The sequence below is a fragment of the Mucilaginibacter endophyticus genome (assembly GCF_003351025.1).
GTDB lineage: Bacteria > Bacteroidota > Bacteroidia > Sphingobacteriales > Sphingobacteriaceae > Mucilaginibacter > Mucilaginibacter endophyticus.
In genome coordinates this window covers 300,340-312,709 of sequence record NZ_QPCG01000002.1, presented here as the reverse complement: position 1 = coordinate 312,709, position 12,370 = coordinate 300,340, and the positions used below count along the sequence as shown (strand labels likewise).

Annotated in this window: 10 protein-coding genes; 3 read left to right on the top strand and 7 right to left on the bottom strand. The window is 43.1% G+C overall.

What is annotated here, in order from left to right; all coding sequences use genetic code 11:
- Positions 1-40: 40 nt before the first annotated feature.
- Genes DUL71_RS08750 through DUL71_RS08740 form a run of 3 tightly spaced genes read right to left on the bottom strand, consistent with a single transcriptional unit; the run spans position 41 to position 3,450 of the window.
- Positions 41-664, bottom strand: coding sequence for a gluconate 2-dehydrogenase subunit 3 family protein (locus tag DUL71_RS08750; protein ID WP_114937744.1), 624 nt, complete (start codon positions 662-664; stop codon positions 41-43).
- Between the two features lie 18 nt (positions 665-682).
- Positions 683-2,431 (bottom strand): GMC family oxidoreductase, encoded by a 1,749-nt coding sequence (locus tag DUL71_RS08745; protein ID WP_114937743.1) that lies wholly within the window; start codon positions 2,429-2,431, stop codon positions 683-685.
- A gap of 26 nt (positions 2,432-2,457) precedes the next feature.
- A complete protein-coding gene (locus DUL71_RS08740; protein ID WP_114937742.1) occupies positions 2,458-3,450 on the bottom strand; it encodes a TIM barrel protein in 993 nt (330 codons plus the stop codon).
- Positions 3,451-3,582: 132 nt separating this feature from the next.
- On the opposite strand from DUL71_RS08740, the gene DUL71_RS08735 reads away from it, so the two are divergent.
- Complete coding sequence (locus DUL71_RS08735) at positions 3,583-4,362, top strand: NUDIX hydrolase (protein WP_208645508.1); 780 nt, start codon at positions 3,583-3,585, stop codon at positions 4,360-4,362.
- Between the two features lie 25 nt (positions 4,363-4,387).
- On the opposite strand, the gene DUL71_RS08730 is transcribed toward DUL71_RS08735, so the two are convergent.
- Both DUL71_RS08730 and DUL71_RS08725 read right to left on the bottom strand, forming a co-directional pair.
- Positions 4,388-4,702 carry a hypothetical protein gene (locus DUL71_RS08730; RefSeq protein ID WP_114937741.1) on the bottom strand — a complete coding sequence of 105 codons (315 nt, stop codon included), beginning with the start codon at positions 4,700-4,702 and terminating at the stop codon, positions 4,388-4,390.
- An 86-nt stretch (positions 4,703-4,788) separates the two neighbouring features.
- Positions 4,789-5,940 (bottom strand): glycoside hydrolase family 130 protein, encoded by a 1,152-nt coding sequence (locus DUL71_RS08725; protein ID WP_114937740.1) that lies wholly within the window; start codon positions 5,938-5,940, stop codon positions 4,789-4,791.
- Between the two features lie 186 nt (positions 5,941-6,126).
- Between DUL71_RS08725 and treA the strand changes: the two genes are divergently transcribed.
- Entirely contained in the window at positions 6,127-7,719 is a 1,593-nt protein-coding gene (gene treA, locus DUL71_RS08720) for an alpha,alpha-trehalase TreA (RefSeq protein WP_114937739.1), read from the top strand.
- Positions 7,720-7,805: 86 nt separating this feature from the next.
- On the opposite strand, the gene DUL71_RS08715 is transcribed toward treA, so the two are convergent.
- Positions 7,806-9,845 carry a kojibiose hydrolase gene (locus tag DUL71_RS08715; protein WP_244228725.1) on the bottom strand — a complete coding sequence of 680 codons (2,040 nt, stop codon included), beginning with the start codon at positions 9,843-9,845 and terminating at the stop codon, positions 7,806-7,808.
- Between the two features lie 31 nt (positions 9,846-9,876).
- Positions 9,877-11,205, bottom strand: coding sequence for a vanadium-dependent haloperoxidase (locus DUL71_RS08710; protein WP_114937738.1), 1,329 nt, complete (start codon positions 11,203-11,205; stop codon positions 9,877-9,879).
- Between the two features lie 231 nt (positions 11,206-11,436).
- Between DUL71_RS08710 and DUL71_RS08705 the strand changes: the two genes are divergently transcribed.
- Positions 11,437-12,369, top strand: a complete 933-nt coding sequence (locus DUL71_RS08705; protein ID WP_114937737.1) for a GyrI-like domain-containing protein — start codon at positions 11,437-11,439, stop codon at positions 12,367-12,369.
- Position 12,370 lies beyond the last annotated feature (1 nt).

The following is a 12,370-nucleotide window of genomic DNA, read 5'->3' as shown; positions in this document are numbered from 1 at the left end:
AGCCCCTGTAAAATTTACAGGAGGCTTTGATACGTAGGGGTTAAACATTTTCCAGGCCATATTGCTTCAGTACGTCCGGTGGCACACCCTCCCATTTACCCGGCGAGTTTCCTTTATATCCGAGGTCCTCAATCCCCATTTTACTGGTGAAGAAGCCAATGGCGGTTAAGTCGCGCATTTTACTAAAGAAGGCTACTCCAGGCAGCATAGCAGGTTTTGCTTTAAAAGGGTAAGCTATTTCGTTGATCAACGCGGTTTGCTGTTGGGGCGTACAGCTTACGAAATCATTATTATAGCGGTTAAGGCTCTGTATATCCAGCCATTTTAATCCGCCACGCATGGGTAATTGATGTTCCGGTTCGTCCTTTACTATAAATTCAATAAAATCAGGCACCTTAGCGTCAGATGCGTTGCCACTCCGTTCATCTTTGGGGATAATCAGGTTAGCAAGCACCGTGATAGTAGTCATTTCGTGTTTATCAAAAAAAGTTTCGCTCAGCAAAGTTTTATCACGGGCTATTTCAAAATCCTGCCTGCCGGTTGTTGATACTTCACTGTTTGTTGTAGCTGAAGATTCTTTATCGCCATTTTTACAGGAAGCAATAAGTGCCGTTGCAGATAAGGTTCCTAAGCCTATTGCCTTTAAGCTATCTCGTCTGTTCATGTTGTCAGGTTGAGGAGGTTAAACATTCTGTTTTTTTCGCTGCTCTATCAGGTATTCGGCAGTACGCATAGATAACGCGAGGATTGTCCACGTAGGGTTCTTTTCCGATTGCTGGGTAAACACCGAACCATCCGTTACAAACAGGTTTTTGCAATCATGCGCCTGTCCCCATTTATTGAGCGGGGCTTTTTTAGCGTCATCCCCCATACGCACCGTACCAACTTCATGAATGCCTTTGCCGGGTTTGTCCAACCCATAATTGGTTTCAGGGCCTTTAGGCTGAACAAGTGAAATCCCTCCCATCTGTTTTACTATTTCCTGCGAGATATCCTGCATGTGTTTGGCCTGGTTAATATCATCCTGCGTCCATTTATACCTGAAACGGAGCACTGGAATGCCATATCTATCAACTACCGTAGGATCTATCTCACAATAATTATCCTCACGGGCTGTTGATGCGCCATGACAGCCAACACCGGCCATACTTCCGTAAAATGTCCGGTAATCATTTTTAAGGGATAGGCCGAAGCCGCCCGCATCCTTGGTCTTTCCATCGGCGCCGGGAACAACGCCATTCAAAAATGGCACAACCGCTCCTTCGAAGCCAAAATAGCCTCCATAGCCAGGCATCATCATTCCTCCAAAAATCTCAAGGTGATAGCCTCTCGAAAAATTGAGCTTTTTATTATCCAACCACCATGGAGCATAGAGGTGCAGACTGCCTACCCCATCTTCATTAAACCGTTTACGGCCAAATAGCTGCGGCAGTATCGCCACTCCGCCTCCCTGGGTAGAGTCGTGCAGGTATTTGCCGATAACATTGCTGCTATTTGCTAATCCGTTGGGATGTTTGTCGGATTTGGAGTTTAGCAAGATCCTTGCCGACTCGCAGGTGCTGGCTGCCAGGATCACCGTTTTGGCGTTTACCTGGTATTCCTGCATATCTTCCTTGCTAATATAGGATACACCACTTGCCAGGCCTTCTTTATCTGCCAGGATCTCCCTTACTATCGCGTTGGTTATAACCGTTAGGTTACCGGTTTTGATTGCAGGGATTACCAGGCACGAAGAAGATGAAAAATCACCATAAATTTTACAGCTCCGGTTGCACTGTCCGCAGTAAAAGCAAGCGCCCCTATCTTTGTTTCCCGGTAAAGGGGCTGTCAATATCGAACCACGGCCTGCAATTACTTTGATTCCCATGCCGGTAGCCGCCTTTTTAACAAACAACTCATTGAGCCGTGGCTTTGGCGGCGGAAGAAAAATTCCATCAGGATCATTCTCCAGCCCTTCCATCGATCCGTAAACTCCTAATAGCCGATCTACCTTATCATAATACGGCTTGATCTCATCGTAGGTTATCGGCCAGTCATCGCCTACGCCGTAAGCCGTTTTACATTTAAAATCCTTTGGCCCCATACGTAATGAAATACGTCCCCAGTGGTTTGTCCGGCCGCCCAGCATTTTTGAACGGAACCATTGAAACTCTGATCCGTCTTTTTGAGTATATGGTTCTCCTTCAATTTGCCAGCCACCATAAGCCGCGTCAAAATCGCCCATCGGGCGGGTCGCGTTACCTCCACGCCTTGGCGACTCATATGGCCATTTTAGCTGTTGTGAATCCTTTGCCGGATCAAAAAACGGGCCCGCTTCCAGCATCAGCACTTTGATACCTGCTGTTGCTAAAGTATAAGCGGCCATGCCACCGCCCGCGCCGGATCCAATAACAACTACATCGTACATCGTTGATGATTTTTTTATCTGCATTGTGTTTAACTATTTAGAGTGAAGGATTAAACCATGGCAGCAACTTTCTCGATAAGCTTTTTGGTAGCTGTGGTACCTGCATAGTCGTCAAGATACTTATCCTCCTTGCTATACATTTTTAACAGACCGCCTTCATATTCAATACTCACCCAGCCGTTAAATCCCGATTCTTTAATGATCTTAAACATTTTCAGAAAATCGGTTTCAGGATCGCTGCCATCGGGCATAAACATGTGCGATTTAGCATGTACGCCTTTTGCGTATGGCATCAGCTCGGTTATGCCCTTGTATTTATCATACTCTTCCAGGCATTTAGTTTTCATATAACCGGCAATGTCATTGGTTTCGGGCTTGGTACGGTTGATACAGAAGTTTCCAAAATCAGCCAAAGTGCCGCAGTGTTTACTGTTAACCTGTTTCATGACCCCGGCAAGCCAGCCTGCATTACAGGAAATACCTACGTGGTTCTCTACAATAACATCTATCTTTTGCTTGCCGCCATACTCAATTAATCTGCCCAAACTATCAACTGCTGCTTTGGCTACATCATCCGGATTACCATCTCCCTCTACGTTTACCCTGATCATTGGGCAACCCAATGCGGCAGCTGCGTCTATCCATTTGTGATGATTATCTACAGCTTTAAGACGGTTAGCTTCATTTAAATCACCTAAAACGCCTTCGCCATCAACCATGATCCTCAGGTTATAACTTCCCGCATCGGTGGCGCGCTTTTTCAGATCGCTTAAAAATTGCTGGTCTTTGGCTTTATCGGCAAAAAACATTGAGCAATAATCCAGTCCGCTAATGCCAAGCTCTTTTGCCTTGGCCGGAAAATTGAGCGGATCAAGCTGTTTTGTCCAGAACTGGCTGGCAAACGAAAACTGGGAAACGGCGAGTTTGAAAAACGGCTTTGTGGCGGTGTCAGCGTATAAAAACTCTGGCAGAGATGTTGCCAGGCCCAAACCAGCCGCACCCATCGCGGCCTGCTTAATAAAATCTCTTCTGTTGGTTTTCATTACATAATTGGTTATTGGTTTATCTATTTAGTAGATTTTACAAAATGAAGATAAGTACAATAATTTATTATTTAGTAAATTTTACTAAATAAATTTAAGCTATGGTTTCACCGTTGGGAAATGTTATTTTTGATGATGCAAACGGAAGAAGAACTTAAGGATTTTATACTTAACGGACATCTTTATTATATCCCTCACGTGTCTATTGATTGCGCTATTTTCGGTTATCATGAATGCCAGTTGAAACTGCTGCTCATCAAACACCGGAATATAGATGGCTGGTGCCTACCCGGTGGTTACATTAAACGTACCGAGAAATTAGTGGAGGCTGCCAATCGTAATGTTAAGGACCGGACGGGGATTGATAATCTTTTTTTGCAGCAGTTCAAAACTTTTGGTGATCCGGACCGAATACAGTTTAATAAGTTTGATAAAAAGAAATGGCTGGAGCTTACGGGGATTAACTCGCTTGAACAAAGCTGGCTTTTTAACCAAACCATATCGGTTGGCTTTTATGCTATAACTGATTTTTCGCAAACTGTATTGCAAACAGATATCACCACGGCTGAATGCGCGTGGTTTGATATTGACAACCTGCCTAACCTGGAATACGATCATAACGATATGGTGCGTGACGCATTACACACCATGCGGGTACATTTGTACCACTACCCCATCGGCTTAAATATGTTGCCAGAAAAATTTACTTTAAGCGAGATTCATGCTTTGTATGAAACTTTATTAGGAAAAAAGCTGGATATCAGCAATTTTCCAAAAAAACTCACCAGCCTCGGGCTCCTCAAAAAACTGGATGAAAAGCGGAGCATCGGCGCGCACCGCTCTCCGCATTTATACAGTTTTGATAAGGGAAAATATGAACTGGCCCTGAACGAAGGGCTAGTTTTAAGTTAGTACAAGGAATATCCGACCTGGATTACTATACTTTTGATTTGCGTAAAAGCGGCAGAACCAAAAAGGTAACAAGACAATGTGCTACCAGAGAAAGGCCGAAAATAAATATGAGGATGTATGACTTTTTAGTCCAGGTATCGAAATAATCAAGAAAAGCCGACTGATTGGAACCGCTATATAATACCGCCAGTACAAAAACTGCTAAGCCTGTAAGCCATAACGTTAAATGTGAATAAAAATAACGTGGCGAAATCAATGTACCTTTTGAAAAAGAGGTAAATAATAAAACTACGTGGGCGATAAATAGGACAACTGCAGCTGAAATAAGGATATAAAGCATATTAAATATTTTAATCCTGAAGATAATATTTTAGATAATACAACCAAGCGTTTTAAATCATATTTTTATTTTTAACAGTCGATGAATTACTCAATCGGATCAGGAGGCGTGGGTTTGGCCGGATCATACACAGCTACGGCTACCCGTGAATCGGCACATCCATAATACAGAAACCATTTCTTTTTAAAGTAAGCCATACCCTCAATAAACACGGTACCATTTACATATTGACCACTTTTTTCAAAAGGCTCTCTTGGTCGCAGGAAAGGGACGTCAAGCCGGGTTTTGAGTTTAGATGGATCTTTTGCATCAAACAAAGCCTGTCCCGCGCAGTACGAATTGGCGTTAAAGCGGAAATCACGACCTCCGGCTGGCTTGTTTTTGCCGTTATAAAACAGGATCACCCCATTTTTGGTCATCAAAGCAGGCGGACCGCATTCAGTAAGGTCGCTATCGAAATAGCCGTTGCGCGGCGACATGAGCTCTTTTAGTTCGCCTCGTTCATCAACCACCGGCGACCAATCCACTAAGTTTACTGATGTGGCGGCATACACATGATGTTCGCCCCAGTACAACCAATATTTTCCTTTAGTTTTTATGATCACTTGCTTCCCGTTAATCACCTGCGTTAATATCGAGGCTGATTTACTGGCTATATTAAAGAATTTGCCATTATAAGCGGTTTCAAATATCGGCCCATGCTTTTTCCAGTGAATCAAATCTTTTGATGTAGCTACACCTAATCTCGGTAAATCGCGGTTCCATTCGGTATAAAAAACAACATACGTGCCTTCGGGGGTAACTGCCACCCGAGGGTCTTCACAGCCGCCTGGCCACTCGTACTTTTTGGCAACGTCTTCATCCGGATAAAGTACCGGGGTTTTCTTCCTGTTAAAATGGATTCCGTCGGTGCTTTCGGCATATCCTACACGCGAAGTACGAAAGCCGATGCCAATCCCGTATAAGTCTTCAGCACGGTACATCACAACTACCTTGTTGTTTTTTATGGTTGCCGCTGGATTGAAAGTGTCATTGGCTTCCCACTGAACCTGTTTTTTGCTCATGGGATCAAGAAAGCGGGAAGTTGTATCCGGCGATATGATTGGGTTGATATTTGCAGGTCGGGTAAATCCGCCTAACGCCCAATACGGTAATTTGTTAACGGCCGGTTGTCCGTAGCAAAACTGTGTGAACAGCAGCGAAAATATAATACTTCCCTTACGCAAAAAGTTTATCATAGTGAATGGCTTATGTAATTAGTTTTATTATTGGTATAACTTATTGATCGGTGGTTTTCCTGCAAAATATCGCATAAAAAACACTGAAAACAAAGTAGATATCAATTATAATCTTCTCAAAAATAGTAAATTTATAAACTGTATAAACCTTTTACCCATCCTGCAACAGGGTATAATTTTAAGCTGATGAGAAAACTTTTTTTACTCGCATTTTCGCTCATTGTATTACGCGTAAACTCCCAAACCCCTACGCCCCGACAACAGTTTCCGGGATTGTTTGAAGCTGTTCAAACTTCAACTATCTTCCCCGACAATAAAACATTTGTTGATGCCGTACCCAAGCAGGATCCGGCGCTAATCATGAAGGCCTATAACGAGCAAAAAGATAAGCCCGGGTTTAACCTGCAGGCATTTGTACTCGCTAATTTTAATGTGCCCGTATCGCACAATAATTTTCAAACCGATATCTCGGCCGGAATTCGCAAACATATCGATACGTTGTGGCAGGTTTTACAGCGCCGTCCTGATGAGGCAAAGCCTTTTTCCTCAACCCTGGCATTGCCTAATCCATACATTGTACCCGGCGGCAGGTTCAGGGAAATTTATTATTGGGACTCCTACTTTACTATGCTGGGCTTACAGGAAAGTCACCAGGTAAAGGTGATCCATAACATGGTCGAAAACTTCGCTTACCTGATTGATAAATATGGATTTATCCCCAACGGTAACCGCAGCTATTACCTAACCCGTTCGCAACCTCCGTTTTTTGCGATGATGTTAAACCTGCTTGCAAAAATTGAGGGGGATAAAGTACTGGTGCATTTCAGGCCGCAACTCATTAAGGAATATGAGTACTGGATGTATAACTGGCAGGCAATAGGTACCGATGGTGCTACAAACCGGGTTGTAAAGATGCCTGATGGCAATTTACTAAACCGATATTGGGATGAAAGCGATGAACCCCGTGAAGAGTCGTATATAAAAGACGTTGATGCGGCTAAGGAAAGTAAACAGTTACCTGAACAATTCTATCGTAACATAAGGGCTGCCGCCGCTTCGGGTTGGGATTTCAGCACGCGTTGGTTTGATTCGTCGGGTAAACTGCCAACGATACAAACTACCGATATTATACCCGTTGATTTGAATTGCTTATTGTATAACCTGGAAACGACCATCGCCCGGAGCTTAAACCAAGTTCAGAATGCCAAACTGGCCAAAATGTACAGGTACAGGGCAAACAAGCGTAAAAATGCTATCCTTAAATACTGCTGGAATCAGAAAACCGGTTGGTTTGATGACTACAACTGGAAGCTTAAACAGCAATCAGATGTAGAAACACTTGCAGGCGAATTTCCACTGGAGTTTAAAATTGCCAGCGATGAACAGGCCCGTTTAATAGCCGACGGACTTAAAAACAATTTTCTGAAGCCTGGTGGGCTGGTTACTACCCCAAACTTTTCCGGGCAGCAATGGGATGCTCCAAATGGTTGGGCCCCTCTGCAATACATAGCGATTGATGGACTTGAAAAATACAACTACAACACGCTGGCTAAGGATATTGCTACCCGCTGGCTTAAACTTAACATTAGGGTGTTTAAACAAACAGGTAAGCTGCTTGAAAAATACAATGTGGTTGATACCCAATTAACCGCGGGCGGCGGCGAATACCCATTACAGGATGGTTTTGGCTGGACAAATGGTGTATTGTTACACTTGGTGAACCGGTATCATATCGATACCCAGCAATTGGAGAAAACACCGGCTGAAGTTCAGAATTGATCAGGATTTGGACTTAGAATTGGGACTTACGAAGTTTTAAAAACTTCGTAAGTCTTCAGATATCTTCTGTTTTAAAGGTGTTAAATTTATTTAATCGTGTAAGTTGCCTTATTCATTCCAACGCCGGTAATCTTCAGTGATTTCCAATTTGAAGGTAGCTTGCTTTTTACCTGTATAATCCCTGTTGGCGTAATATCCAGGCCACCAAAACCCATTAGCAAACTCTGAATAATCCCTCCGGCTCCTGTAGCAAAGTATGGATTGGTACCGCCTTTAGTTTCTGCAATGACACGGAATGGAGGATTAAGGTTAGATTCATAAGCGTCCTTGAAAAAATGAAATGCCTTATCGCCATTACCTAAGCGTGAATATAATAAGGCGAATACCGCTTGCGTCATGGCTGGAGTTCCTTCATTAGGCACACGGGTTTCGTAGTATTCCAGGTCTTTTTTTATCTGGGCTGGGTCGGTTATAGTTTTAAGCGGGTATGCCAGCAGGTTAACGTCAGCTTGTTTAATGCCTTCGCCATTGTAAGATGCATGCTCGCGGGTAACACCATTATCCAGCTTTAGGATAGGGATATTTTGTGCAACGTTTACCCAATCGGCACCGGCCTTCTCCCCTAAGATTTTTGCGGCAGCCGTGGCGTTTAACAGATTGGCTTTTGCAGCTGCATTGGTAAATGCATTGTTATCAATATTTTCAGCCCATTCGTCGGCAGCTACTACGTTTTTAATATCATAATGACCGGGGCCATTACGTTCTACGCGACTTGCCCAAAAATCGGCAGTCGCAGAAAGGATTGGCCAGCCTTTTTCCTTTAGCCATTGCTTGTCTTGGGTTACGCAATAATAATTCCACGCCGCAAGCGCTACGCAAGCGGTAATATGGTGTTCAAACGGCCCACTTAATGCCCAAACGGGCGTCTCCTCTACCCCGCTGTCAGCACTTTCCCAAGGGAACATCGCACCTTTATAGCCATGTGAAAAAGCGTTTTTACGCGCAGCATCCAGGCGTTCAAACCGGTATTCAACCATTGATTTTGCAATTTCCGGATGCAATACCAGCATAGCGGGGTACATCCAAACATCGCAATCCCAAAAAACGTGACCGTTATATCCTAAACCCGAAAGGCCCATTGGGGACGGCGAATAAGCCGTGCCCGCTCTCGAAAACGAGTATAAATGATACAACATGCTATGGATATCCTGCTGCGATTGATCATCGCCCTCAATCTGTATATCGCTTGCCCACAGGTCATCCCAGGCCTTGTTATGAAATTTGATCAGTCTGTCACGGCCTTCCAGCTTAGCAAATATGGTCAGGCGTTCAGCTTCATTCAGCGGGTCGGCATGATGGGCTGACGTTATGGAAGAGCCTGTTACCGCATAGCTATAAGTCTGGCCGGCGGCTATCGCTTTGCTAAACTTCATAAGGTGCATATTGTTGTCCCACATTTCATGAATAATGCGGGGCTCCTGTCCGTGAGGCTCATTGAATAAAAATGACGTAGATGCGCAGAGCTGCATTTTACCCGTAGGGCTTTTAGCGGTTGAGGTAAGTAGGCTAATAGTTACATGTGGTCTGTCAATTTCATTATAATAATTTTGCACCTCTTTAAGGGCGTCCGGTGCTTCCATTACACTGGCAGATGTGATATTGATTGCCTGTTTTGCCGTTACTGCTACATCCATCAAAACTGTAAAAGGCAATTGCCGAAGCGAGTAGTAAGTGTATTTTATAGTTGCTTTATCCGCATAATCAAAAGCAGTGGTGAATGCTGCATGCTGCATGTCCAGCTCTTGCCTGAAATTGCTGATATTTTTGGCGTCAATACGTCTGCCATCAATTTCAAGGTACATGTTAAGCAGGTTAAAGCTGTTCAGGAAATTGCTTACACGGCCGCGACCGTACAGATCATACGCACCTGCCAACACTACATTTTTAACTTTAAATGGTTCCGGTGCCGATACGATACCGATCATGCCGTTAGCTACGGTAATGCCGTAATAATTAGCGGGATCAATTTTATCAGCCTTAATTTTCCAGGAATCAATGCTTTGAGCTTTTGACACCCCGGGTACCAGCAAAGCGACAAATAAACCAAACTTTAATATTCTATTCAAAATCAGTAGTTTAAAATGAAAATCCAAAACGCTACTTTACCTTTAATTGTAGTTTTTTAACAACAAGCTCCCCTATTTCGGCACCTTGTTTATTGCCTACAATGCAGGCATTTTTAAAATGAATACCGCCCATTACCCTTGACATAGCTGCCGATTTCGCGGCTTCGCGGAATGATTTAAAGGATAGCGGATCGATCCCAAACTCCATTTCTGAAGAATCGGTGTAAGCAAAATTATCACCTATCCTATTGGTAAGCACCTCCGCGGCAGCAGATGAAGTCACGGCATGCCCGCTACTATATTCGGGGAATGGCGGCGTCTGGATATACGGGCGCCAATCGGCATCAATGTATTTGGTAATTATAGTTTCGGGCCTCACGTAGTTGGATCGGTATTTAAGGTACCAGCAATTGATAAATCCATCAAACAAGGCAATTGAAGCTTCGGTATAAATGCTTACCGTAGTGCCAAAATCAAACTTCTTAGCTCTGGTGCCGATGGCCGTGATATTCATCCAGTGCCCTCCCGGCGAAAATTTTTTGGTTGCAAATGAAGCGTGACCAACTACATTGAGTTTAAAGGCATTATCATCCCAGAAATCAGCCTGGTGTTTTTCTTCTTTAGTCAGACTATCCACTATTTGCTTTACCTCAAGGGCCTGCTTATAAAACGGACTATTATGATCTTTGACATTAAAAGCCGGAGGATTAGGCGGTATGAATTGTGCAGTTGAATCCAGCACCATCGGCCTTATCTCGCCCCAGTGTGCCTCAAGTGCCTGCGCGTACATAGGCGGCGTAGGGATCCAGCGCCCATCCTGTTGTTTTACAGTGTATTTACTTGCCGACCGGGTTTGTGCGTAATGATCACCTTTGCTCCACTTTAATATAAATTTGGCTACTTTATTGGCATAATTTACTGAACCTTCAAACAGATCAGATGGCATACCGGCATCTTTAGCTTTCTTTTTAAGTTCATCCACGTATTGATCCATACTACCTTCAGGAAAGGTTACCGCGTTACCCACAGTGCAAAAAGCAAGCAGCGATGCAAATTGATAGTCAACTGCTGTATCTTTTGACGCTTTAGGTATTGCAGGTAAATGTTTAATCTGTCCGGACAGTGATTTAAAATGTTCCGGATCGCCGGATGCTATAACCTCATAGGCGGCTATGTTGGCGTATACATAATTACGGGATGCGGTAACCGGCGGAAAATTATTTTCCAACACGATATCGTTAAGCTTTTTAACGGTTGTGCGGTAAAGTTCGGGATCGTGAATTACTTTTTCATAGTCGGGCTTTTTACAGGATGCGAATAAAAATAATACTCCGGTAAGGCAAAATAAAAAGGATCTCATAAATTATAAAATAGGTTAAAATCAGACTGGTTTTATAGGGAGAAACCTGCCCGCTTTTTAAATTGATCAAGAGCCAATATATGCTTTTTTTAGCACGCCACCGCATGTTTTACTCAGTTTTTTGGTCTGTAATAGCGATTTTTATTTTTAATAAAAAGAAGGATATGTTTCCGCTAATACAAGCGATATTATTAAATTTATCATCCCGGCTATCCGGGCCTTATAAACTAAATGAAGAAGAACTTTTTTATTGGATTCGCTGCCTTAATTGTTATTACAGTTGGGGCATATTTATTACTTCCTGAAAAACTTGTTATCGCACAAGATCTGTCTATTGATACTTCAGATGCTATCGCTGCTAAATTTTTAACTACTAAAAACGGATGGGACAAATGGTGGCCCGGCACAAAAGCCGACAGCAATGACTACAGCTTTAGAGATATACGGATCAGCGTAGATAAAATGACCAATGGCAGTACACATCTCAAATTATTGAAAGATAATTTAATCTTCACTGGTGAAGTTAGTTATTTTGCCGATGCCGAAGGCTCTGTAAAATTTAAATGGGACGCGATTGACGATAGCAATGTCGGCTTTTTGTCGCGTGTGACTAATTATTTAAAAACCAGGAGTGCCGAAAACCGGGTAGCCGAATTGCTGCTAAATCTTAAGCATTTTCTTGAGGATGAGCGAAACGCGTATGGTTATAAAATTTACCTTAACCACGCTAAGGATACAGTTTTACTTGTTTCTGCAACCACTTATCCTGCGTATCCTCCATTAAAGGATATCTATAATACAGTTACAACTTTGAAACAGGAGGCTGGTAGCCAGGGTGCAGAGCAGACAAATTTTCCGATGCTTAACGTTACTCAAACCGATGAGCACATTTATCAGGTGAACGTTGCCCTGCCAATCAATAAAAAGATCAATCCACTTCAAAATACTACCATAAACAATATACCCAAAGGTGGTAATTTACTGGTAGCTGATGTACGCGGGGGGCAGAATACAGTGAACAACGCCTTGATGCAAATGAAAATATACATGAAAGATCACCGGTTGGTATCCCCTGCTATGCCTTTTCAATCGCTGATTACAGATAGGCTGGCACAAAAAGACACATCAAAATGGATCACTAAAATATATTATCCAATACTTTAAT